Consider the following 23611-nt stretch of genomic DNA (forward strand, 5'->3'; position numbering starts at 1 on the left):
ATACGTAAATAACAACAATAAATAAAAATGAAACGTTCACAAATTATAAGCGCTTTAGCTTTTGCAACCATAGCATTTACAGCGTGCAATAACTCCGATTTTAAAACAACGGAAAGCGGCTTGCAATATAAAATTATTGAAGGTAAGGGGGATCGAAAAGATTCATTAAAAAATGGACAAGTACTTAGGGTACATGTTAAACAAACAATAAGCGGCGCAAAAGACACTGTAATACAATCAACTTACGATGCAAGCCCTGCATTGATTCCTATTCAAGAGATACCTCCAGGTCAGGGTGATTATAGTCCTCTCGAAGTTTTTAAGCAATTAAGAAATGGAGACAGCCTGATTGTACACATGTTGGTGGATTCATTAATTATGAAAGGCTTGGCAAACCCTACACAATTGCCTCCTTTTATAAAAAGAGGTGAAAAAATCATCTATACTTTTAAAGTTTTAGGTATTTATCCTGATGAGGCTACTGCGAATGCAGAAGCTCAAAAAGAAGAAATTGCTGCTCTTGAAAAATCTGGGGAAAAAGCAAAGCAAGATGCAGAAGTTCAGGGGTATGTAAAATCTAAAGGATACAATGTTGTAAAATCTCCGTTAGGAACCCTGGTAAAAGTAGAAAACCCTGGCGAAGGTGCTGCTGCTGTAAACGGTAAGTTTTTAAAAGTAAAATATACCGGCAAATTTCTTGACAATGATAGCACTTTTGATGCTGGTGAAATTCCCGTTGAATTAGGTAAAGGTGGTTCTATTCCTGGCTTTGAAGATGGTTTAAAACAGTTCAAACAAGGAGGTAAAGGAACAATATTTATTCCAGGTTACCTTGCTTATGGTAAAGATGGCAGGGGAGGCGCACTTAAACCTTATCAGCCTATGTATTTTGATGTAGAGGTGCTTTCCGTAAGCGATTCTATGCCGCCAATGCCGCAGCAGCCGATGCAAATGCCAATGCCAAACGAAGGTAGATAGGCTTCCTGCTTATTGACAAAATAGTGTCATATTAAAAACAATATAACGGATAACATAAAAGAAATTCCGTTTGATACGAAAACAATAAATAAAAAATGAAACGTTCACAAATTTTAGGTGCATTGGTTTTTGCTACAGTAGCATTTACATCGTGCAGTAATGCAGATTACGAAACCACGCCTAGCGGATTAAAATATAAAATTGTCGATGGAGGAAGCAAAGACAGTTCAAAAATTGGAGATGTTCTAAAAATGAACGTTATTCAAAAAATAGAAGGTTCAAAGGACACAATATTGGCGAACACTTATGGAAGGTTGCCAGCTTTTGTTAAAATTCAGGATCCTTCTGCTATGGGTCCGCAAGGGAATTATGCTCCAGATGAACTATTTAAGTTGCTTAAAAAAGGAGATAGTTTGATAACTATCATGTATGTAGATTCTTTAATTAAAAAAGGATTAGCTCAGGAAGCACAATTACCACCGTTCTTGAAGAAAGGTGATAAAATTGTTCTTACTTTCAAAGTCGTTGAAGTATTCAAGAATGACAGCCTCGCCCAGGCCGACGAACAAAAAGAAATGGCAAAAGATGCACCTCGTCAGCAAAAAGAGCAGATGGAAATGATGGAGAAAATGAAAAAAGAGCAAGAAGCAGCTCAAAAAGCAGATGAACTTGCTCTTGAGAAATCTGGTGAAAAAGCAAAGCAAATTAAAGAAGTGCAAGCGTATCTTGCTAGCAAAAAAATTGCTGCAACACAAACGCCGGCAGGTACTTTCGTTAAAATAGACAATCCTGGCACTGGTGCGCAGGTTGCTAACGGAAAATTTGTTACCGTTAAGTACGATGGTAAAAAATTAAGCAATGACAGTACTTTTGATGCCAACCAATTTACTGTGAAACTTGGTGAACAACCTTTTATTCGTGGATTTGAAGATGGTTTAAGACAATTTAAACAAGGAGGAAAGGGTACTATTTATATTCCGGGATATTTAGCCTATGGTAAAGATGGTATGGGTACTTTTAAACCTTACGAACCGCTTTATTTTAATGTTGAAATTACAGGTGTAAGTGACACTGATCCTGGCGCAGCGCCGCAAGGTGCGGCTGGACATAGCCCTAATGACGGCCACGGACATTAATCGAAAAAGATTTTATGAAGATGAAGCCACTGCAATTTGCGGTGGCTTCTTTTATTTGGAATATCATCGTTGATGTTGTTTAGTTATCATTCGTTTATGTAGGATGCCAAATGATCGGAACGATAAAGAGTGCGACGCAACAAAGATGAATTATGTTTATTGATGGGTTAATAAAATGGTATCTCTTAATTTCGCTTATTGCAGAAGAATTATTTAACTCAATCAATAGCAAAGTGAAGCTCCAATATTATCCATTCAAATTAAAATTCAGACATCCGTTTACTATTTCAAAAGGAACAAAAACGCATCAACCTACGTTGGTCGTGGAATTGGAACATTTTGGAATAAAAGGTTATGGGGAGGCTCCGGCGATAACTTATTACAATATTTCAGTGGAGGACATGTTGGCTGATTTGGAATTGAAAAAACCGATGATCGAAAAGTTTGCTTTTACAGAGCCAGACCGCTATTGGCATTTTCTCCATCACTTGTTGCCTAAAAATCCTTTTCTGGTTTGTGCGCTTGATATGGCTGCTTGGGATATTTTTGGCAAAATGTCTGTAAAGCCACTTTATAAAATGTGGAGGGGCGATATTGCTAAAGCTCCTTTAACGGATTATACAATTGGAATTGATACGGTTGAAAAAATGGTTGAAAAACTTCGGGAACAGCCGTGGCCAATATATAAAATAAAAGTGGGCACGGCAGATGACATTGCAATTGTGAAAGCTTTGCGTAAAGAAACCGATGCAGTATTGAGAGTAGATGCAAATGCCGGCTGGGACCTGGAAACCGCGCTACAGCTAATTCCACAGCTTAAAGAACTTGGTGTAGAATTGGTAGAACAACCATTGGCGAAAGATAATTGGGAAGGAATGAAAACGTTGTTTCAGGAATCTTCATTGCCATTGATGGCTGATGAAAGCTGCGTTTTTGAAGCGGATGTTGCTAAATGTGAAGGGCATTTTCATGGTATAAATATAAAGCTAACTAAGTGTAGCGGCATAACTCCCGCATTACGTATGATATCTGACGCTCGTAAGCGCGGGTTGAAAATTATGATAGGCTCGATGAATGAAAACACTATCGGTTCTGCAGCCATAGCGCATTTAGCGCCATTAGCAGATTATGTAGATATGGACGGGCCGCTACTTTTACAGGAAGATGTTGCTACTGGAATAGACTATGAGTATGGTAAAATTATATACAATGGAAAACCCGGGTTAGGGATAACGTACAAGGGTGTTTTTGATAAATAGAGATAAGGTTATTCTTATTATGAGCAATATGGCTTTGATAATAAACAAGAGGAATACCTTTAATTGCGAACAAGTGAATTTTTTATGTAAATAATATCGCTTTCAATTTGCTATATTATTACAAATAATAACATCTCTGCATTAATCTTCAAAATTCATCTGCATGAATTGTAGGAAACATGTTGCTTCAGACTAACGGGAAGCGATTGACTGTTTTTTACTGAATTAGCAAAATCTATTTTGCAGGGTAATTTAAATTTTGCGCAATCGTTTGCACTGCTAACTTTATAGAAAGGTGTTACCTTTAGAATAAGGTATTTGCTCTGACAAATGTCTACATTAGAAACTGCTTATGACTGTCAACCTAATGATCATTGGTAACGCAGTATATATAATCTTACAGATACTTTGTTTAGATAGCTAACATTTTTTATTAACCAAATCCGACTTATGAAATCAAAAAACATTCTTCAATTTTATAACACAAAAGCATTTCTGAGGTTGAGCTAACAACGTTCAGATATATTATGTGACAGTAATATTTACGAAGAGAATGATCTGAAAGGATCTTGTTTAAGAAAGCAAAATATTATTTAGAATTGTAGACCAGGCTGTATTACAGTCTGAGCACTGCTTATATACTAATGTACATCGAAATGTATTTTATAAGCTTTAAGCGTCTATTTATATAAACCAAACTAGCGGATTGCGTGTATGCAAGGTTTGCCACAATCACCGGTTGGATCCGTGCAAATTTTAATATGATCACAATAACTTCTTATTACAATAAGTACAGAATAAAATTGCTTGCAATAGCATATCATTTTGGATATACTACTGATGAAGCTGAAGATATTGTTCAGCAGTTTTTTCTTGACTTTATGCAGAAGGAACTTCCGAAAGACATTCACAATCCCGAAGCTTTTATTGTTATAGCTTTCAAAAGAAAACTGATTGATCATTTTCGCGCAAACAAGAATAGAAAATACACTGATAATTTCGACGATATTCATGTGCCTTCAACGCAGGAGATTTTAGAGAGTTTAGAAACAGATGAAGAGCTGATAGAAAAATTAGCTGAGGCCTACAAAAAATTGCCGGCCCGTTGCCGCCGCGTTATTTATATGAAATACTATTGTGGTTATTCAACGCAAGAAATTGTAAAGCAAACCGGCCTTACTGAACAGAATGTATATAATAATCTTTCAAAAGGAATTACAAACCTCCGTAAATCTCTTGAATACAAAGTAGAGATGATTCGATTTGGCTCACTACTTTCCTTTATTTTTTAAATTCTCAAAAAAATTCTCAAAAAAGTTGTTAGGTTTTTGTTAATCCACCGTCTCTATAAGTAAAGATTGATTTGCTTATGATTTATTCGGTTGAACAACTTGCTATTAATGACTCCTTTATTGCTTATTGCTATGAGCAGGATGTTGAGGCAATGAGTTACTGGAATAAATACCTAGCCCAACATCCCGAGCAGCTAAAAACAATGCAGGAGGCCAAAGAATTAGTGCTTGGCTTAAAAACGATGCTTTACAAAAAGCAAGACGAGTTGTCGGCCGATACATCAGCCAGCCATAACACGCTTTATGTAGTAGATCATAAGGCTACCACCATCAATCATGAAAACGGGCGGGTTCGTTTTTTAAACGGTTTGAAAAAATGGCTGCCAGCCGCATCGGTAATACTAATATTGATGTTACCTGTATTATTCCTTTTGTCTGAAAGAAATAAGCTAAAGATAGAGAAAACTGCCATTTCTCAAAAAATAATTACCGAAACAGGTATGCATAAAAAGGTTTTTCTTCCCGATGGAACAAGTGTTACGTTGAATGCTGGCAGCGAACTGAGCGTATCTCCCACTTTTGGCAAAAAAGACAGAAATGTATATTTAATAGGAGAGGGGCTTTTTGATGTAGCGCATAATAAAGAGTTACCTTTTGTTGTTCATACCGACCGATATAAAGTGAAGGCATTAGGTACAAGGTTCAATGTAAAATGCTATATGAATGACCCTACCAGCGAGACTTCGTTGCTTGAAGGAAAAGTACAGATACTGGTAAACGGCGGGGCTAAAGATGTTGTGTATAAAACCTTAGAAGTAAATCAAAAATTTGTTATAAAAAACGAGTCCGATTCTATTCAGACAAAAGAAGAAGTAACTGCCCACGTGGCGCCGCTTGCTTATGACGATGCCAACAGAAATATAGAAACGGCTTGGGTAAACAATTTTTTGATTTTTGAGGATATGAAGTTGGGAGAAATAAAAAATATTTTAGAACGAAGGTTTGATGTAGAAATTGTTATTAAAGATAGTAAACTGCTTGACTACAGATATACGGCAAGTTTTGAAAAAGAAACCATTGATGAAATACTAGAAGCTTTGCAATTGTCGTATCCGTTTTCTTATAAACAAAAGGAAAGTAAAATAATCCTGGAGAAATAGGATTGTACCAATAAAAAGGAGAAATGGCGGACACCATTTCTCCATAGTTAAAAAATATGGAAGAGCTGTATTTCTTCCAATTGTAAAAAACTACAACTAAAAGTATGAAAAAAACGCTTACCCGAACGAGTGGCCACGGCGGCTGCTAAAAAATCTGTTGCTTATGAAATTAGGTGTAGCATTGATGCTTGTAACATCATTACAGGTTGCGGCTAACACAGGGCATGGTCAGGAAACCGTGAGTTTAAATGTGGAAAATACACGCTTATCGAAGGTGTTAAAATCTATTCAGAAGAAAACCGATTATCGGTTTGTATTTAATAATACGGTTGTTGACGATATTGGAACCGTTAATATCGCAGTAAACAACATTCCGGTTTTAGATTTATTACCCCGCATATTAAAGGGAACCAATTTGGAATTTGTGCAAATGCGCAATAACCTTATTGTAATACGCGAAGGCAAAAACATTAAAAGCCAGGCCTCTTCAGTAATTGCTGAAAACAACGGACTTGTAGCAAGGCAGGCAGACATTAAAGTAAACGGGCTAGTAACAGACAGTTCTGGCAGCATACTTAGCGGTGTATCAGTAGCATTAAAAGCAACACCAAGTATAGGAACCACAACCGATTTAAACGGTAGGTATGTATTAGAAGTACCCGCCAACGGCACGTTGGTTTTTAGCATTACCGGGTATCTTACACAAGAAATACCCATTGACGGTAAGGAAAGCATCAATGTCGTTATGAAAAAGATGTGCAGTTGATGGAAGAAACAGTGGTGGTGGCTTTTGGTAACCGAGTGAAGAAAACGGATATGATTGGTTCGGTTAGTTCTATCAACCCAAGCGAGCTAAAGGTTCCAGCAAGCAATCTTACTGCTGCTTTGCAAGGTAAAATAGCCGGTATGATTTCGTATCAGCGAAGTGGAGAACCCGGTGCGGATAATGCAGATTTTTTTGTACGAGGTGTAGGGTCTTTTGGGGTGAATCAGCAACCGCTGATATTGTTAGACAATATTGAAGTTGAAATTGACGATTTAGCACGTATTCCATGGGATGATTTGGAAAGCTTTAGCGTGTTGAAAGACGCTTCTGCTTCTGCGGTTTATGGCGCCCGTGCAGCCAACGGTGTCATTATTGTAACTACCAAGCGAGGTAAAGAAGGGCCGGCAAGAGTTAATATTCGTGCAGAACAAAGACTATCAGCGCCCACCCAAAACTTAGAAATAGCAGATCCTGTTACTTTTATGAAAATGCACAGGAGGCGGTTTTGACAAGAAACCCACTTAGTAAAGATGCCACTTACTCGCTTGAAAAGATTGACAAAACGGCGGCTGGCGAGAATCCTACTCTGTATCCTGCTGTTGACTGGCTGGATTTTGTAACACGAAAAGTAACTACCACTCAAAATTATAACTTAGGTATTTCTGGCGGTGGACAATTAGCCAAGTATAACGTAAGTGCCAATTATACTACCGATAACGGCTTGTTGAAGGTTGAACCTATTAATGATTTTAATAGTAACGTGCGTTTTAATGTATTTAACTTCCTTAGTAATGTGGACATCAATCTTACTAAATCTACACAATTAGTAGCTCGTGTTAAGGCTAATTTACAAGATTATAATGGCCCCCCATCTTCGGGTACAGAGGCATACGGCCAGGCCATTCGATCCAACCCTGTTTTATTTCAGCCTGTATATACGCCGGGTGAAAATCAATCTTATATCAAACACCCTTTGTTTGGAAATTTTGACGATGGACAGTATTTGAATGCGTATGCAGAAATAGTAAAAGGCTATTCGGAAAAGCGAAGGAGCAACCTGTCTTTTCAAACTGAATTGTATCAGGATCTGTCTTCAATCATTACAGAAGGCTTAAAGTTCAGAGGGTTGTTAAATGTTACCAGAAGGTCCTATTTTGAACAATCGAGAGTCTATAATCCTTTTTATTACACTCCGGTTATAGATCCCGTTACTAAGCAGGTATCCAGTTATTTTCAGCTTAATCCACAGACGGGAACAGAGTATCTTAATTTTGAACCCGGGAAAAGAGAGTTGACAGCAGTAGTATATGGCGAAGCACAGGTTTCTTATAACCGAACTTTTGCTCAAAAACACGGAATATCAGCATCGCTAATTAGTACACTTCGAAATGAAGTTTTTACACCTCAGGATCAGGATGAAAATTCGCTTATAAAAACGCTTCCTAAACGAAATATAAGCTTTTCAGGAAATGCGTCTTATATTTTTGATGAGCGCTATTATGCACAGTTTACTTTTGGTTACAATGGGTCGGAAAAATTTGCAGCCGGAAGCCGATGGGGCTTTTTCCCATCTTTTGGTGTGGCTTGGAGTGTACATAAAGAAAAGTTTATGGAAGGGCTTTGGCCTACCATTAGCAATTTAAGGTTTCGTGCTACACATGGTTGGATTGGGTATGATAATATTAGTGATGAGCGTTTCTTTTATTTATCAAAAGTTGATTTGAACGACGGCGGTCGAGGATATACATTTGGTTTACCTAAAACCGGCTCTTACCTCTTGTCGGGCGTTTCAATCGATCGTTATGCAAACCCATTTGTTAATTGGGAAATATCAAGACAAACCAATCTGGGTATTGACTTAGGCATGTTTAAGGGTGCGCTTACTTTTTCAGGCGATTTTTACAATCAATTCAGATACAATATCGTACAGAACCGTGCTGCCATTCCTGCTTCAACCGGTTTACAAGCACCTGTGCGCGCCAATTTGGGAGAATATAAAAGCAAGGGTTTTGAAGGTGAATTATCCTATACTAAAAGTGTAACCAAAGATTTATACTTTCAGGGTAGAGGAACTTTTACCTATTCTACCGGGGAGTATGTTTACTACGAAGAACCTAATTTTCAATATGATTACTTAAGCCGCATTGGATTGCACTCTAATCAGGTAAGAGGATACATAGCGGAGCGCTTATTTATTGATGATAACGAAGTATTTAATAGCCCCGAACAGCAGTTTGGCGGAGAGCCGGTTTTGGGAGGCGATATTAAATACGTAGATGTAAACAAGGATGGGGTTATTAACAGCAATGACCGTGTACCCATTGGCTTGCCTACAACGCCTGAAATTAGTTACGGATTCGGACTTACTACAGGTTATAAATCCTTCGATTTTTCCTTCTTCTTCTCTGGATTGGCGCGTACTTCATTATTTATAAACCCTATCTATTATGATGTTGATGACGAAAAATATGGTGTGGCACCTTTTGGTAGTGTAGCTGCACCCAATGCTGTATTGCAGGTTTGGGCAGATAGTTATTGGTCGGAAGAACATCAGGATATATATGCCAGATGGCCAAGGCTAAGCCAAACCCCTACAAATAATAATTCGCAAACCAGTACTTTTTGGATGCGTAACGGTAACCTGCTGCGCTTAAAGCAGGTAGATATAGGCTATAATTTAAACCAAAGTATATTAAAACGCTATAAAATGAATGGCCTTCGTATTTATTTCAGCGGAACCAACCTGTTTAAGTGGAGTCCCTTTAAGCTTTGGGATCCGGAACTGGGCGGTTATGGTTTAGGCTATCCATTGCAGCGTGTATTCAATTTTGGTATCAATATTAATATATAAAATATTATTATGTATAAAAGAATTCTTCTTATATTATTTCCTATTACATTAGCCATGAGTTCTTGTAATAAATTTATAGATGTAATACCCGACAATGTTCCTGTAATTGAGCATGCGTTTAATTTGCGTACTGAGGCAGAAGGTTACCTGGCTACCTGTTATAATCGCTTGCCAGCTTCAACAAATACTGGTGGACTACCGGGATACTTTTCTGCAGATGAGTTTTGGCTCAATTCTACTTCCAACTACAGCGCAGGCGCCTATCCTGGCTGGTATATTGCACAGGGACAGCAAAACTCAAATTCGCCGTTACTTAACTACTGGGGTAGTGGCGGTAGCGGTACTTATTGGCAGGCCATTAATGATTGCAACGTTTTTATAGAGAGGGTATTTACCGTTCCGGATATGGAAGATTATGAAAAAGAACGTTGGGCTGCCGAAGCTAAATTTCTGAAAGCCTACTATCATTATTTATTAGTACGTGCTTATGGGCCTATTATTATAAAAGATGAAAATGTTCCTGTGTTTGCCGATCCATCAGAGTCTCACGTACCCCGTGTGGCTGTTGATGCCTGTTTTGATTATATAGTTAAAACAATAGATGAAGCCATGCCCTATCTGCTGGAGGTAGAAGAAAACCCTATTATAGAAATAGGCAGAGTTACGCAAGTGGTTGCAAAGGCAGTAAAAGCCGAAATTTTGGTAGAGGCAGCCAGCCCGCTTTTTAATGGCAATACCGACATGCAGTTATTAAAAGATGACAATGGTAATCCGCTGTTTAATCAAACTTATGATGAAAATAAGTGGGTTAAAGCAGCAGCGGCGTGCAAAGAAGCTATAGATTTTGCGCACCTGCATAACAAAAAATTGCACGTTTGGACAAGTCCGGCGAATTTTACTGTCAACGGACCTAACACTCAATATAAATTGAACCTTAGAACAGCAGTAAGCGGAGAAGACGCAAGTACAGAAACCCTATGGTATGACACCAGAAGTATAGCGGGTCTTGGCTTTCAAACAGACTTTACACCGCGGGGGCTTGTAAGTGATGCCAATCATTCAGGAATTACAAGTTTTATGGGAGCTACTTTAAATATGGCTCAAAAATTTTATTCGGCAAACGGTGTTCCTATCGATGAAGATAAAACCTACCCTTATGCAGCAAGATATGAGCTTACTACTGTTCCTAATCAAAATAAGTATAAATATGATTTAATAGCCGGCTACACAACCGTCAGGTTTCATTTAGATAGAGAACCCAGGTTTTATGGCACGCTGTCTTTTGACGGAGGAAGATACTTAATGCTTTTTAACAAGAATGATGCAGATGCGATAAACACAGACTATAAATCTACTGGTAATATAAAACCCAGCAGCCCAACAGGTTATACAAATACAGGCTACATGGTAAAAAAATACGTGAATATTGGCAATACGTATGGTAGTAGCAACAGGCACGATGTTGTTCCGTATGCATTATCTTTTTGAGGCTTGCGGATTTATACCTCTTGTATTCTGAAGCTTTAAATGAAAGTCAGGGGCCAGGCCCGGAAGTATATGCTTATGTGGATAGCGTTCGTGCAAGGTCGGGGCTGAAAGGTGTGCAGGAGGCATGGGCCAATTTTTCACTACAACCATCGAAGCCTTTAACAAAAGAAGGCATGCGTAATATTATTAAGCGAGAAAGAACTATCGAGTTAGCTTTTGAGGGCAAGCGCTTTTGGGATTTAAGAAGATGGAAAGATGCGCGCGCAGAGTTAAACGAATTGATTTTAGGCTGGGATATTGGTCAAAGAGACCCCGCCCCATTTTACCGACCAATTACTTTGTATAACAGAACCTTTACCGAAAGAGACTATTTCTGGCCGATAAGCATAGAAGAGCTAACAAGAAATAGGGAATTGAAACAAAATTTAGGATGGTAAAGATGGTTTTATTTGTTGTATAATACTATTAAATTATATGAGAAACAATAAAAAATAAAAGAGATGAAACAGATTATACATAAAAAATTATTAATGCTCTTCGGCGTAATAATGAGCATTTCCCTTATTTCGGGATGTAAAGAGGATGTGGGCATAACCGTCAATAGAATAGGACAAAAGCCACCTCCGGTTACTAATATACGAACAACGTCTATATCAGGCGGAGCCTACATCAAATATGATTTGCCGCTTGCCGAAGATTTGCGATATGTTAAGGCCACTTATAAACTTGACAATGGAATTGAACGAGAGGCTAAATCTTCCATCTATAAAAATGAACTTTTAGTAGATGGTTTTGGAGAAGAAGGTATGTATGATATTGAATTAACAGCCGTAGCCGTAGGCGAAGTAGAATCAGAACCTGTAACGGTAAAAGTAAATGTACTTACGCCACCACATAAGGTGGTATTCGAAAAATTAAAAGAGGGTGATAATATTCAGGCTACTTTCGGTGGCATTAACCTGAAGTATGTTAATGAAACAAATGCTGATATAGTTATTAGAGTACTCAGAAAAGATTCTCTCGGTAATTGGCAGCAAGCCAGTTCTGAATACACCAGTTTAGATTCTGGTGTTGTAAGAATGAGAGGTTTGAAGGCTGGCGAAGCAGAATTTGGCGTATTTGTTGAAGATCGTTGGGATCATTTTTCGGACACATTAAAAGTAACCTTAACTCCGCTTGAAGAAGTTCCGCTTCTCGATGACGGCAGATATGCATATAGATTATTAGATCTACCAGGAGATGTACCGGTAAATAGTGCCAGCTGGGTTGATAAGAACGGAATTTGGGATGATGATTATACATCAGGTGGTAGGTTCTATACACAAACAAACGAGGGTTATGAGCTTCCTTTATCCCTCACTATAGACTTGAATACGCCGGCACTGCTTAGTAGAATGATATATTGGACATGGTGGGGAAGTAGCTCCGGAACCTATGGTGCTACTCATATGTATGATTTTGCAGTATATGGTAGTAATGACCCCAATCCGGATGGAAGCTGGGACAGTTGGACTTTTATAGACCGGTTTTTAAGCATCAGACCTTCCGGATTGGGTTTTGGAGTTTCTGCCAGCGAGGAGGAAGTAGAAAATTTGAAAGAAAATGGAGAAACTTATGAGTTCTCAGATCCTTTGGCTTTTCCAAAATTTCGTTATATCAGACTTAGGATTTATGCCAATTGGAGTGGAAGGTATAGCGGAGAGGTAGGGACTTATATCTCTGAATTGGATTTGTTTGGTCAACGTTAAAAAATAGATTTAAAATAAACAATTCCGAAAAAGATGTATAGCATCAAATGAAACATTTATAGGCTGAATGCCAAAGGGTTGACTACGCATTCCATTGGTCGAACTAAATTTGTTCTATAAAATCACAATAAAATAAGCAGATGAAACGCCCATGATCATTTTTTTCACCATACTTGTCCCAAACTTGATTCGGGAGGGTAATGTATAGGCGTTCCATTCGACAATAAAGAGAATCGCGGCGAAGCCGCAAATAAAAAAATATACGAATGAAAAAGATAATATTTTTTCTTTCCATAGTAAGTTGTATCGTCGTATTATCCGGATGTGAAAAGGGGTCGGACTACTACTATGCAAAGTATTTAAATGAAGCTGAAATTGCCAAACCTGGTAAGGTGGATTCTATCCAAATATTGCCTGGAGATAATAGAGCACTTTTGAGGTTTAGAGTAGGACCCGATAGAAGGGTAACCAAACTAAAAGTTGCTTACAACACTTCTTTGAGTAATAGTATAAATACAAAATTTATAGACTTGAGTGGGGCAGACTATGGTAGTTTTAGTGAAGTTGAAATAGCCGATATTCCAGAAGCTACACTTTTTGTTGAAGTAGTATCTTATAACCAAGCGGGTGATAGCTCTACTACGGCACCTGTAGTTAGTACTATTTATGGAGAGCGATACCGTAGTGTATTAGCGAACAGGATATTTGAAAATATTTCGACTGTTAATGGTAATAAGCGAATTAATTTTTTGGAGGAATCAAACAAACCGCGCGATGCGACTATTTTTTACCCCTTGCAAAAAACAATCGTTACTTATCCGCTTGCTTCGGGAGGCACAAAAACTGTTGAACTTTTGCTTCACAGCAATTTCATCGTTGCTTCAGATATAGCAGCTTCCGGAGAAATTACGCATTACTCCATATACAAACCTGTACCAGAATCTATTGATGTTTTTAATTCAAATACAGCTACAGTAACGTTTTAGCATTGTTTTCTCATACTTGTAAAAAGCCGTGGGTAATTGCCTCGGCTTTTTTAAGTCAGCGTCCGTCTATAGCCTCAGGAGTTGATACTTCTCGATCGCAGTCAAAAATCGATAAGGTGTCAAAAAATCAGATTGTAACAGGTTTGCATCAGTCTTTAAATATATTTAAAACTAAATTATAAACAAAATGATTAAGCTGGCCTATTTCTATTTAACCATAATCGCAATGGCGTTAATGGTAAGCTGTAATAAGCAAACACCATCCAAAAAAGTACCCGCACCACCGCCTACTGAAGACAAAGAGGATCCGCCACCACCACCACCTCCTCCGGTAGTTCCAACCTCATTGATATATCAAAAAACCGATGGTAGCTTAGGTTATAATTACTATGCCAACCAGGGTGAGACAAACAAAGTCAACCTTATTCCCGATTTTTCTATGGCAGGATACAAAGGTGGCGGCGTTGCTATTCCGCATTCTGTAGCAATTAAAAAAACTTTATCACCCTTGTCTGGAGACAATCGCAGTCAGATACAGCAAGCCATTGATGAAGTGAGCGCCTTAACGCCGGATGCAAACGGAATAAGGGGCGTTATTGCACTTCTTGGTGGCGTTTACGAAGTAAGCGATAGGTTGAATATAAATCATAGCGGCGTTATTTTGCGCGGCATAGGCCAAGGGGCGGATGGAACTGTTTTGAAAGCCACCAAAAAAGAGCAACACACACTTATTAATATAGCAGGCACAGCCACTTCTCAATCAGGATCTACAATTAACATCACCACACCGTACGTAGGTACTGGTAGTAAAGGCTTTCGTGTAGCCAATGTTTCGGGCATAGCCCAAGGAGACCGCATTGTAGTAGAACGCACGCCCAATCAAGCCTGGATAGATGATTTGGATATGGCACAGTATGGCTGGACTACCGACTACTATGTTGTGCAATATGAACGAAAGGTAGTTGCGGTTACCGAAGACAGCATAACCTTGGATGCGCCGGTGGTAGATCCTATACAGGTAAAATACGGCGGTGGTAAAGTATATACCTTTAACCCAACAGGAAGAATAACCAATTGCGGAATAGAGAATTTACGTTTAACATCGGTTTATGATAATGACGATGATGAAAATCATGGGTGGATAGGTATAGAACTTCGGGAAGCAGAGAACTGCTGGGTTAGAGGAGTTACCTGCCAGTATTTTGGATATAGTGCAGTAACCTTAAACACCGGAGCAAAGAATAATACGGTGGAGGAATGTGCCATGCTTGATCCAAAATCAGTTACAACAGGTGCACGCAAATACTCATTCAATATAAATGGAACTGCTTGCCTAAATCTTATTCAACGATGCTTTACCAGAGGAGGAAGACATGATTACGTAACTGGTGCAAAAGTGCCGGGGCCGAATGTTTTTTTGGACTGCGTGGCTACAAAAACTTACAATGATATAGGGCCTCATCATCGTTGGGCAACTGGCTTGTTGTTCGACAATATAGTTGGCGACGAAATAAGGGTACGCAACCGTGGTGCCAGTGGCACGGGGCATGGTTGGGCAGGTGCGCAAACCCTGTTTTACAATTGTACTTCATTATCAAAAACCATTGTGGTGGAAAGTCCAAAAGGTGCGCTTAATTGGGGCATTGGCTGCAAAGGACTTGGAAGATCGGGAGCTGGTTTTTGGGAAAGCTGGAATGTCCCCGTACAACCCAGAAGTTTATATTTGGCACAACTAAAAGACAGATTGGGCTCGCAAGCTGTGTCAAATATTGCTACGCAAGCGCAATTATCAGGTGCTATAAGTGGGATGCTGACAGCATGGGCCGGAGAAGGATCGTTCAACTAAATTAAAATAATGTGGCTTAATGTTTAAAAAAATCAAACAACTTTATGGAACGAAATATTGCTAAGGTTCTGCTTTAAGCAAACCTACATACCTGGTATATGATTAGCTTCGTACAGCACCAAGATTTTTTCTTTTTTAGGGTAAACAAGAACCTTAATTCAAGGTAAACTAAATTATTGTGGCGCTGCAAATACCTGCGTCCAATATGCTCCAGTTTTTGCTGCTCCCATTTCTGTAGCATTTTTATTCATAATATTTCTGCAATGACCTGCACTATTGATCCAGCTATTCATTACATCAGAAACAGTACGTTGGCCCATCGCAATATTTTCGGCGTAAAACCGCCATTTATAACCTGCGTTTGAAATCCTCGTTCCGGGATTTGAATTTTTGTTCCCGGTATGGCTTAATCTTTTTCGGTTGTTCATGTAGGCGCTGTGGCTGCTGGCTGCTTTTTCAAGTTTAGTGTTCCATTTTAAAGGTTTAACAGGCGGCATATAAGTTCCACCACATTTACAACCTTTGCTTCTGATTTTGTTAACTGCTTGTAAAAGATCTTGCGGATCAACAGAAGAATTTCCGGTTGATGTCTGTCCTGAAGAACAGCTCTGTATCAAAAACAAAGTGCTAAAGAATAGGATAGAGGCAAAAAATTTCATGATTGGGTCTCTTTAGTTAAACCTTTAATGAGCAAAATCTAGTTCATAATTACCTTTTATACGTTCCATTGGCGGATTAAAATAACCATACTTCAGGTCGGGGAATTCATCTCGTATTTCCTGCAAAAGCTGATTAACACCCATGAACTCGCCAGTGTCGGCTACTCCAATTTTTCCTAAATACCAATCAGGGTCAATATTAAAATTACGCCATTGAATCATTTTCAAATTTGTTTCCTTTATTAGTTTTCGCAAAGCTTCATACTCTGCAATACTGTCTGTCATACCAGGAAATACGAAATAGTTGATTGATGTCCATCCGCCAAAGCTGTCAACAATTTTCAGGCTTTCGATAATATCTTCAAACTCGTAATTGTTTGGACGATAATAAGGCATGTATATTTCGCGGCGGGCGCTATTAGTGCTTACACGTATGGAGTTAAGACCTGCTTCACAAAGTCGCTTTACAGCGTCAGGCTTAGAGCCGTTGGTATTGATATTGATACTTCCTTTATCGGTATGTTTTCTTATTTCAATAATGGCTTTTTCAATAGTTTCCCACATGAGCAATGGTTCTCCTTCGCAACCCTGACCAAAACTAATAAGCGGGAAGGGAGCAGTTTTCAAATGCGGAACCGTAAACTCAACAATTTCTTCAACCGATGGCTTAAATTTTAACCGGTCTTGCGTGGATACAATGGTTTCTTCATCGGGTTGGAGCGAAATACAACCCACGCAATTGGCGTTACATGCAGGTGATGCGGGTACAGGACATTCCCATCGGCCCATAAAATAATTTCGCGCAGCAGGACAATGATAAGTTAGTGCACAGTTTTCAGCTAAATGTTTTACTAATCTGTTGTGTGGATATGCACTCATTAAGTGCTCAACGCCGGTTTCTACTTTTTCTGTGTTAAAGCCGCTGCATTCCTGGCGTATATCTTGCTCAATGCGCATTGCGGGTACAAAAACTTTTCATTGAACCACCCAACTGCCGTGTAACAGAAAAGTGGAAGTATTGGTGCGTCTTTAGTTGTTTCGAAAGCCGAAATGTAAAATCCGGTATGCGCTGGCGGAATAAATGCAGCTACTGCCCAACCCTTATCACAAATCCTCATTTCTCCCGTGTTTACATCAATTCCAATTCCGCGGCGGCCAGGCAGTTCGTAAAGAGATCCGCCATCTGGAAACTCTATCCATTCGTTATCAGGAATCTGAATAGCATCCCATCCGGTTCGGCCAGTAACATACAGGGAAGTATCTTCAAAAATATTCCCTTTTCCATCGGAGTAAAGAATGTAGGGTGATTGTGTTAAGTTCATTTATTAAAAAGTAAGTAGCGAGTGGGGAATAGTGAGTAGGAATATACCTACTCGCTAATTACTATTCTCTACTAGCCGATTGCAAAATTCGTTAAATTCTTCCTGATTTACGGGATTATCTGCGTATTCAATAAGATGCTGATATATTTTGTTATTTTTCAGGTCAATGGTTAGAATGTCGTCTTTCAGAATAATATTGTTTATGTCATTCCAGGAAATTCTTTTTTTGGAAATGAAGGATAAATTATTTGCTCAGCATCAACCAAAACCAAAAGTCTTCGTCGGGATATACTGTATAATAGCCACAATATCAAGTTGGCAAAAAACAACTCATTAAAGCCGCGGCTGATCCAGAAAATGCCAGAAAGTAGTATCATCGTACCAGCAAATTCAAGGCGCTTTTTTGGAGAAAGTAGATAAAAGGCGCCAGCAATAGCACCCAAAATGATCATTAACATGATCCAGGAATTGGAAACGCGGTTAGTATTAGTAGCGGCATAAGCTGTAAAGCCCAGAACATTTAGTAGAATAATTCCAATAGCAAATAGAAAATATATCTTAATTTTTTTATTAGGTATGATGAAGATATATGGTTTCAAAAGCGAATTTTATTGTAATTAAAAATTTTATATAAAAAATTATGAGTTACTGGTTATTAAAATATTACAAAGTTTAAATAAAGCTCTAGCTCCGACGTTAGCGTTCCATTCTGTATCACCTACACCAACTTCAACCAGGTCAAACCCAATTATTTTTCTACCACTTTTAAGCACTTCGTGAAAGAGATAAAATACTCTGTCTAACTCAAATCCGCCAGGAACAGGTGTGCCAGTATTAGGGCAAAGTTTTGGATCAAGGCCATCTATATCAAAACTGATATGAACTTTTTCGGGCAGCTTCCTTACAATTTCCTGAACAATGATTCTAAATGTTTGTCCACTAAATTGCCGCTCTTTAATATCCTGATCAAAATACGGTATCACCTTTTCAGGATTTTCCTGGATGTATTGCCATTCATCCTGGCTTATGTCTCTTACTCCAACCTGGATGATGTTTTTTATTTGGGGATCTCGTTCAGTGCATTATACATAATGCTGGCGTGAGAATAGGTAAATCCTTCGTAGGCTTTCTTCAAGTCACAATGCGCATCAATCTGTAGGATGCCATATTCGTCATGTTTCTCTGCTAATGCTTTGTACAACCCGAGCGGCGTGCTGTGATCACCACCCAATAATCCAACAAGCTTATTATTGTTAAGTTGGGCTTTAGCTTGTTCGTAAACCCAGTCATTCAGGTAAGCGCCGCCTTCATTAACCTCTCTAATCGTTTTACACATGAACTGGTTGGCCTGCAACTCCTCGCCGCGCGAAATATAATCTATATATAATTCAGCTTCGCGCCTTAAATAAGCACTTTTTAGCTGAAGTTGCTTATCAACTGGTGTAACATAAAACCCCTTTTTCCATACATCCGGAAAGAGCGGGTCATAAAGATCTACCTGTAAACTCGCTTTGCAAATAGCTTCCGGAGCTTTTGCAGTTCCTGAGCCATAGCTCACTGTAACTTCCCAGGGAACACTTAGTATAATGAGTTCTGCATTATCCTCGGTACTTGGTAATCCAAAAATGTTATTTTCAGGATTACTTACTGCATTTTGATCGAAATCTTTTAAATCCAACATCGCCCAAAATTTTTTTTAAGGGCGTGCAAGATACGCCGTTTAATTTAATAAGAGAGGTTAAAAAAATGTTGATTGAGGTTACTGCTAGTAAAAGGCGTTGCCCTGAAAAATTTACTGAGAAGTTTATTTATGCTTATTCGAAATAAATAAAAGCCTCACAGGTAAATTACACTGTGAGGCTTTTAATTGTCCTTCTTGCTCCGTATTTATATAAAAACAAAAACCGCGCCTATTTACTATTTCTTTAGTTTATCTTTAAATGCTATTCTGAATTTATCGACTTTTGGACGGATTACAATTTTACAATAAGGGTTTTTGTTTTCATTGTTATTGAAATAGCTTTGATGATAATCTTCCGCAGCGTAAAATTCATTAAAGGGTTTTATTTCTGTAACAATGGGGTTGTCAAAAGCGCCGCTTTTATCTAAAGAAGTTTTGTAGTATTCTGCTTTTTCTTTTTGATTTTCATCGTGATAGTAAACGCCACTTCTGTATTGTGTACCTACGTCATTGCCTTGTCTGTTAAGTGTTGTAGGATCGTGAGTTTTCCAAAAAATCTCTAATAACTCGTCGAATGATACAACTGATGGATCGTAAACAATTTGCAGGGCCTCAGCAAAACCTGTGTTACCAGAGCTAACTTCTTCGTAAGTAGGATTTTTCGTATTACCGTCGGTATATCCACTGATAACTGTCTCAACACCTTTAATATCCTGAAAAATGGCTTCGGTGCACCAAAAGCATCCATTGGCAAGTGTTGCGGTATCTTTTTTATTTTCCATTGTAGATTTTTTATTTTCTGGTCCGGCAAATTTAACGGCATCTAATTTCGGATCCTTCTTTTGGGCACATGCAGCAAAAGTAGACAGCGTAATTAAAAGTACAGGTAAAAGTAATTTTGACATCAGAATAATTTTAATATAAAACAATATGTACGAGGAAAAGTTGAGGCAAGTTTACAAGTTGATAAGTTGTAAAAGAACTTATCGGTTTAAATTTTAACCTGTCAAGATTTCAACTTATCGACTTATTTTTGTAAGTTCTTTAGGAGTATTAAGTATGAAGTTGTATCCGGTATCAGCGGTTGTTCAGTTAGAGTTTGATAAAATCAAGGATCTTTTGGTGGCTCATTGCCAGGGCCATTACGCACAGGAAAAGGCAAAGGAATTGCGTATCCATACACATAAGAAATTTGTAGATACCGATTTAAGACAGACTCATGAATTTAAACAATTGCTCACCAATGGCATTTATTTTCCTAATGACTATATTTTAAATCTTGCAAAGGAACTTAAACTATTGTCTATTGATGGAGCTGTTTTACAAGGGGACGACCTTATTCAAATCCGAAAACTTGCGGAAAGCATTGAAAAGATATTTCGATGGTTTAATGAAGAAAGAAAAGTAGCTTACTCCGGTTTGTTCGAACTGGTTCAGCATACTCATTATGAGAAAGCAATTATTGAACTGATCGATGAGGTTGTCGATGACCAGGGTAATGTGAAAGATGCTGCCTCAGAAGATTTGAAAGAAATCAGGTTAAACCTATATCGTAAAAGAACAGAATTGCGACGAATGTTTGATCGGATTATTTCAAAACTAAATAAGCAAGGTTATCTGGCGGAAATAGAAGAGAGCTTCATGAACGGAAGGAGGGTGGTAGCTATTTTTGCAGAATACAAAAGAGCCGTTAAAGGTGTATTACATGGCGAGAGTGACAGTCGTAAAACAACTTTCATAGAGCCGGAAGAAACCATGCATCTTAACAATGAGATCAGTGACCTCGAAAATCAGGAACGCAAAGAAGTATATCGTATTTTAAGGCAACTGACTGCGAAGCTATCCGCATACGCACCACTACTTAATGTTTATCATGCTGTTTTAGGAGAATATGATTTTGCAAGAGCCAAAGCCAAGTTCGCTGCCGATATTAATGGCGAATACCCCGTAGTTCACGACAAAGCTTTTGTGCATTTGGTGAACGCTTATCATCCGCTGTTATATTTATATAACAGGAAAACCGATAAAAAAACCATCCCGGTTTCAATTAGCCTGGATGAAAGCCGAAGGATTCTTGTTATTAGTGGTCCGAACGCAGGCGGTAAAACTGTGACCATGAAAACCATCGGCCTTTTGCAAATGATGTTGCAAAGTGGGTTGTTGGTGCCGGTGCATCCATCAAGCGAATTTGGCATTTTCAAGCAGCTGATGATTCATATTGGCGACACGCAAAGCCTGGAGTTTGAATTAAGCACTTACAGCAGCCACCTTATTCACATGAAGCATTTTATGGAAAATGCAAATGGCAAAACACTATTTTTTATTGATGAATTGGGAAGCGGAAGTGACCCTAATTTAGGTGGCGCTTTTGCAGAAGTGATACTTTTGGAATTACTCAGAAAGCATTCATTTGGAATAGTTACGACGCATTATCTGAATTTAAAGATAATGGCTGGAAAAACATCCGGTATTGTGAACGGAGCGATGGCTTTTGATGAAAAGAAATTGCAACCTCAATATCAACTCATAATTGGTAAACCGGGAAGTTCTTATACTTTTTCCATTGCAGAGCGGATCGGTTTAGAAAAAGATTGATTGAAAAAGCGCGCGGACTTGTAGAAGACGATCAATACAGGCTTGATAAATTACTGAACAGAACGGAACAGGATCTTAGGGATATAGCTAAAAAGGATAAGGAACTGGAACGGTTGATCAAAGAGAATGAACGTTTACAGAAAGAAATGCAGCAAGTGATGGATCGGGAGCGGCATAAGCAACAAGTTGAGGTGTTGCGCGAGCAAAATAAAATAAATGAACAGCGCATCACTTATTTGAAAGATATGGAGCGTAAACTAAAGCAAATCACTATTGAATGGAAAAAAGAGGATGATAAGCAAAAGCTAATAAAGCAAATGACTGCTTTATTATTTAACCGGCCCGAAACAAAGAAGGCCAGTAAAATGCAAAAGAAAATTGAGAATAAGTATAGCGAAGTTGGTGGTGAAATAAAAATTGGCGACAAGGTAAAAATGAAACGAAACCACCAGGTAGGTGAAGTACTTGAAATTAAAAGTAAGCGTGCTGTGGTGAAAATTGGTATGTTGCCTATGCAGGTAGAGCTTAGTGATTTGGTGGTTGTGAAAGAAAATGCTTCCGCTTAATTATCTTTAGATATAATTTCTTAGTCGGCTAATGAGAATATTAATTATCGCATGGATATTGTTAACGCTGGTTTCATGCAGTTCTAAACTATCTATACAGGCCATATCAAAACAACCGGCTTTAAGCGATTCGGATTTTGTATTGGTACTCAGGCAAAGTGATGATTTTGTAAATGATGGAGTTAAAGTTGGTAGTATTAAATCTGTTGATAACGGTTTTTCAATTAATTGTACCTATAATGAAGTAATTGAAAATTTGAAAATACTTGCCAGGAAGAATGGGGCTAATCTCATAAAAATAACTAAGAGACTGCCACCTGATAGTAAAAGTACATGTGAGAAAATCTATGCTGATATTTACCGTGTTCCTGACCTTAAAAAGCATGAGCTTGAAATAGAATGGAATGAGAACCGGAAACTAACATGGGAAGATTTTAAAGGAAGCCCGGCTACCGTATCGGCTAAAGTGTGGTTTGGGGCGGCATCACAATGTGATATATACCTTGAAAGTAATGCCTTTGGTTTATTTAGCAAACCAAAATTTTATACTTCTGCTAAGTTTACTACTTTTTTAAGTTGGGTAAAGCCCAGTCAAAAATCCGACTCACTATTGGCGCATGAACAATGTCATTTTGATATTGTAGAATTGTATAGAAGAAAACTGCAAAAGCAGTTAGACAGCAGCAATTTGAATTTTTCAAATGCACAAGAACGGGCCAAGGAAATGACAAGGCAAATTTCAAAACAGTATCATAATGAACAGGCTGTTTACGATGAAGAAACGAGGCATGGATCAAACAGGATAAAGCAAAAAGAATGGGAAGCGCGGATAGCTCAGCACTTAAAAACCGAAAGAATACTATATGAAAAGCCTTTATAAAAAATCACGTCGTACATTTATTAAAAACGCGACAATACTTGCCGCAGCAATACCTTCTTTATCAATTATGGAAAAAGAAAAACAACAAATCGTTCATCATGTCTTTTTTGGTTAAAGAATCCTGATGCCCATTCTCAGAAAGAATTGATTGAGGGATTAAATACTTTGAACGCCATTCCGCAGGTTAAGAAGCTTCTGATTGGAAAGCCTGCGTCAACGGAAAAAAGAGATGTGGTTGATAATAGTTTTCACGTTTCTGAGCTGATGTATTTTGATAGTGTCAAAGACCAGGATGATTACCAGGTGCATCCCGTTCATAAAGCTTTTGTAGACAAGTATAGCCAGCTTTGGGAACGGGTCGTAGTTTACGATATGATCGTTGAAGCTACTGTTTAATG

Annotated in this window: 23 protein-coding genes and 1 pseudogene; 17 read left to right on the forward strand and 7 right to left on the reverse strand. The window is 38.4% G+C overall.

Annotated elements, in window-relative coordinates; genetic code table 11:
• The first annotated feature begins 27 nt into the window (after positions 1–27).
• The 13 genes from MKP09_RS08070 (at position 28) to MKP09_RS08125 (ending at position 15510) form a co-directional block, all read left to right on the forward strand.
• A complete protein-coding gene (locus tag MKP09_RS08070) occupies positions 28–978 on the forward strand; it encodes an FKBP-type peptidyl-prolyl cis-trans isomerase (RefSeq protein ID WP_240827221.1) in 951 nt (316 codons plus the stop codon).
• Between the two features lie 95 nt (positions 979–1073).
• Positions 1074–2114 (forward strand): FKBP-type peptidyl-prolyl cis-trans isomerase, encoded by a 1041-nt coding sequence (locus MKP09_RS08075; protein ID WP_240827222.1) that lies wholly within the window; start codon positions 1074–1076, stop codon positions 2112–2114.
• Positions 2115–2266: 152 nt separating this feature from the next.
• Positions 2267–3373, forward strand: a complete 1107-nt coding sequence (locus MKP09_RS08080) for a dipeptide epimerase (protein ID WP_240827223.1) — start codon at positions 2267–2269, stop codon at positions 3371–3373.
• A gap of 761 nt (positions 3374–4134) precedes the next feature.
• Positions 4135–4665, forward strand: a complete 531-nt coding sequence (locus MKP09_RS08085) for an RNA polymerase sigma factor (RefSeq protein ID WP_240827224.1) — start codon at positions 4135–4137, stop codon at positions 4663–4665.
• A gap of 77 nt (positions 4666–4742) precedes the next feature.
• Entirely contained in the window at positions 4743–5825 is a 1083-nt protein-coding gene (locus tag MKP09_RS08090; RefSeq protein ID WP_240827225.1) for a FecR family protein, read from the forward strand.
• A gap of 163 nt (positions 5826–5988) precedes the next feature.
• Positions 5989–6591 (forward strand): carboxypeptidase-like regulatory domain-containing protein, encoded by a 603-nt coding sequence (locus tag MKP09_RS08095; protein ID WP_240827226.1) that lies wholly within the window; start codon positions 5989–5991, stop codon positions 6589–6591.
• Positions 6591–7100, forward strand: coding sequence for a TonB-dependent receptor plug domain-containing protein (locus MKP09_RS08100; protein WP_240829413.1), 510 nt, complete (start codon positions 6591–6593; stop codon positions 7098–7100). The genes MKP09_RS08095 and MKP09_RS08100 overlap by 1 nt, the downstream gene beginning before the upstream one ends.
• Positions 7028–9442, forward strand: a complete 2415-nt coding sequence (locus tag MKP09_RS08105) for a SusC/RagA family TonB-linked outer membrane protein (RefSeq protein WP_240829423.1) — start codon at positions 7028–7030, stop codon at positions 9440–9442. The genes MKP09_RS08100 and MKP09_RS08105 overlap by 73 nt, the downstream gene beginning before the upstream one ends.
• Positions 9443–9451: 9 nt before the next feature.
• On the forward strand, positions 9452–10930 hold the full coding sequence (locus tag MKP09_RS08110; protein ID WP_262915164.1) for a RagB/SusD family nutrient uptake outer membrane protein: 1479 nt from the start codon (positions 9452–9454) through the stop codon (positions 10928–10930).
• The gene (locus MKP09_RS25670) at positions 10927–11367 is read left to right on the forward strand and encodes a RagB/SusD family nutrient uptake outer membrane protein (protein WP_262915165.1); all 441 of its coding nucleotides are present in this window, start codon (positions 10927–10929) and stop codon (positions 11365–11367) included. The genes MKP09_RS08110 and MKP09_RS25670 overlap by 4 nt, the downstream gene beginning before the upstream one ends.
• Positions 11368–11430: 63 nt before the next feature.
• Positions 11431–12678, forward strand: a complete 1248-nt coding sequence (locus MKP09_RS08115) for a DUF4959 domain-containing protein (protein WP_240827227.1) — start codon at positions 11431–11433, stop codon at positions 12676–12678.
• Between the two features lie 266 nt (positions 12679–12944).
• Entirely contained in the window at positions 12945–13664 is a 720-nt protein-coding gene (locus MKP09_RS08120; RefSeq protein ID WP_240827228.1) for a DUF4998 domain-containing protein, read from the forward strand.
• A 187-nt stretch (positions 13665–13851) separates the two neighbouring features.
• Complete coding sequence (locus MKP09_RS08125) at positions 13852–15510, forward strand: hypothetical protein (protein ID WP_240827229.1); 1659 nt, start codon at positions 13852–13854, stop codon at positions 15508–15510.
• Positions 15511–15683: 173 nt separating this feature from the next.
• Here MKP09_RS08125 and MKP09_RS08130 read toward each other — a convergent pair whose 3' ends face one another.
• The 7 genes from MKP09_RS08130 to msrA all read right to left on the reverse strand — a co-directional run bounded on the left by MKP09_RS08130 (position 15684) and on the right by msrA (position 20077).
• Positions 15684–16169 carry a CAP domain-containing protein gene (locus tag MKP09_RS08130; RefSeq protein ID WP_240827230.1) on the reverse strand — a complete coding sequence of 162 codons (486 nt, stop codon included), beginning with the start codon at positions 16167–16169 and terminating at the stop codon, positions 15684–15686.
• Between the two features lie 24 nt (positions 16170–16193).
• Positions 16194–17126: a radical SAM family protein gene (locus MKP09_RS08135; protein ID WP_240827231.1), complete on the reverse strand. Its 933-nt coding sequence runs from the start codon at positions 17124–17126 to the stop codon at positions 16194–16196.
• A complete protein-coding gene (locus MKP09_RS08140) occupies positions 17069–17491 on the reverse strand; it encodes a hypothetical protein (protein ID WP_240827232.1) in 423 nt (140 codons plus the stop codon). Before MKP09_RS08140 ends, MKP09_RS08135 begins: the two co-directional genes overlap by 58 nt.
• A 200-nt stretch (positions 17492–17691) precedes the next feature.
• Positions 17692–18090, reverse strand: a complete 399-nt coding sequence (locus tag MKP09_RS08145) for a hypothetical protein (RefSeq protein ID WP_240827233.1) — start codon at positions 18088–18090, stop codon at positions 17692–17694.
• A gap of 39 nt (positions 18091–18129) precedes the next feature.
• Positions 18130–18552: an arginase family protein gene (locus MKP09_RS25675; protein WP_317235275.1), complete on the reverse strand. Its 423-nt coding sequence runs from the start codon at positions 18550–18552 to the stop codon at positions 18130–18132.
• Positions 18549–19172, reverse strand: a complete 624-nt coding sequence (locus MKP09_RS25680; protein WP_262915166.1) for an arginase family protein — start codon at positions 19170–19172, stop codon at positions 18549–18551. Before MKP09_RS25680 ends, MKP09_RS25675 begins: the two co-directional genes overlap by 4 nt.
• 236 nt (positions 19173–19408) lie before the next feature.
• Positions 19409–20077 (reverse strand): peptide-methionine (S)-S-oxide reductase MsrA, encoded by a 669-nt coding sequence (gene msrA / locus MKP09_RS08155; protein WP_240827234.1) that lies wholly within the window; start codon positions 20075–20077, stop codon positions 19409–19411.
• Between the two features lie 154 nt (positions 20078–20231).
• Between msrA and MKP09_RS08160 the strand changes: the two are divergent.
• From MKP09_RS08160 to MKP09_RS08180, 4 genes and pseudogenes are all read left to right on the forward strand, one after another.
• A pseudogene (locus MKP09_RS08160) lies at positions 20232–22333 on the forward strand (endonuclease MutS2).
• A 31-nt stretch (positions 22334–22364) separates the two neighbouring features.
• On the forward strand, positions 22365–23213 hold the full coding sequence (locus MKP09_RS08170; RefSeq protein WP_240827237.1) for a DUF922 domain-containing protein: 849 nt from the start codon (positions 22365–22367) through the stop codon (positions 23211–23213).
• Positions 23197–23328 carry a twin-arginine translocation signal domain-containing protein gene (locus MKP09_RS08175; protein WP_240827238.1) on the forward strand — a complete coding sequence of 44 codons (132 nt, stop codon included), beginning with the start codon at positions 23197–23199 and terminating at the stop codon, positions 23326–23328. Before MKP09_RS08170 ends, MKP09_RS08175 begins: the two co-directional genes overlap by 17 nt.
• Before the next feature lie 29 nt (positions 23329–23357).
• Positions 23358–23609 carry a Dabb family protein gene (locus MKP09_RS08180; RefSeq protein ID WP_240827239.1) on the forward strand — a complete coding sequence of 84 codons (252 nt, stop codon included), beginning with the start codon at positions 23358–23360 and terminating at the stop codon, positions 23607–23609.
• Positions 23610–23611: the final 2 nt, after the last annotated feature.

Source organism: Paraniabella ginsengisoli (assembly GCF_022513635.1).
Lineage (GTDB): Bacteria > Bacteroidota > Bacteroidia > Chitinophagales > Chitinophagaceae > Niabella > Niabella ginsengisoli.

What these genes read in the sequence shown, in the direction of transcription:
- MKP09_RS08130 (WP_240827230.1), bottom strand. Translation starts at nt 16,169, where the DNA reads ATGAAATTTTTTGCCTCTATCCTATTCTTTAGCACTTTGTTTTTGATA.
- MKP09_RS08170 (WP_240827237.1), top strand. Translation starts at nt 22,365, where the DNA reads ATGAGAATATTAATTATCGCATGGATATTGTTAACGCTGGTTTCATGC.
- MKP09_RS08095 (WP_240827226.1), top strand. Translation starts at nt 5,989, where the DNA reads ATGAAATTAGGTGTAGCATTGATGCTTGTAACATCATTACAGGTTGCG.
- MKP09_RS08070 (WP_240827221.1), top strand. Translation starts at nt 28, where the DNA reads ATGAAACGTTCACAAATTATAAGCGCTTTAGCTTTTGCAACCATAGCA.
- MKP09_RS25680 (WP_262915166.1), bottom strand. Translation starts at nt 19,172, where the DNA reads ATGTTGGATTTAAAAGATTTCGATCAAAATGCAGTAAGTAATCCTGAA.
- MKP09_RS08135 (WP_240827231.1), bottom strand. Translation starts at nt 17,126, where the DNA reads ATGCGCATTGAGCAAGATATACGCCAGGAATGCAGCGGCTTTAACACA.
- MKP09_RS08110 (WP_262915164.1), top strand. Translation starts at nt 9,452, where the DNA reads ATGTATAAAAGAATTCTTCTTATATTATTTCCTATTACATTAGCCATG.
- MKP09_RS08140 (WP_240827232.1), bottom strand. Translation starts at nt 17,491, where the DNA reads ATGAACTTAACACAATCACCCTACATTCTTTACTCCGATGGAAAAGGG.
- MKP09_RS08080 (WP_240827223.1), top strand. Translation starts at nt 2,267, where the DNA reads ATGTTTATTGATGGGTTAATAAAATGGTATCTCTTAATTTCGCTTATT.
- MKP09_RS08075 (WP_240827222.1), top strand. Translation starts at nt 1,074, where the DNA reads ATGAAACGTTCACAAATTTTAGGTGCATTGGTTTTTGCTACAGTAGCA.
- MKP09_RS08085 (WP_240827224.1), top strand. Translation starts at nt 4,135, where the DNA reads ATGATCACAATAACTTCTTATTACAATAAGTACAGAATAAAATTGCTT.
- MKP09_RS08100 (WP_240829413.1), top strand. Translation starts at nt 6,591, where the DNA reads ATGGAAGAAACAGTGGTGGTGGCTTTTGGTAACCGAGTGAAGAAAACG.
- MKP09_RS08125 (WP_240827229.1), top strand. Translation starts at nt 13,852, where the DNA reads ATGATTAAGCTGGCCTATTTCTATTTAACCATAATCGCAATGGCGTTA.
- MKP09_RS08090 (WP_240827225.1), top strand. Translation starts at nt 4,743, where the DNA reads ATGATTTATTCGGTTGAACAACTTGCTATTAATGACTCCTTTATTGCT.
- MKP09_RS08175 (WP_240827238.1), top strand. Translation starts at nt 23,197, where the DNA reads ATGAAAAGCCTTTATAAAAAATCACGTCGTACATTTATTAAAAACGCG.
- MKP09_RS08120 (WP_240827228.1), top strand. Translation starts at nt 12,945, where the DNA reads ATGAAAAAGATAATATTTTTTCTTTCCATAGTAAGTTGTATCGTCGTA.
- MKP09_RS08115 (WP_240827227.1), top strand. Translation starts at nt 11,431, where the DNA reads ATGAAACAGATTATACATAAAAAATTATTAATGCTCTTCGGCGTAATA.
- msrA (WP_240827234.1), bottom strand. Translation starts at nt 20,077, where the DNA reads ATGTCAAAATTACTTTTACCTGTACTTTTAATTACGCTGTCTACTTTT.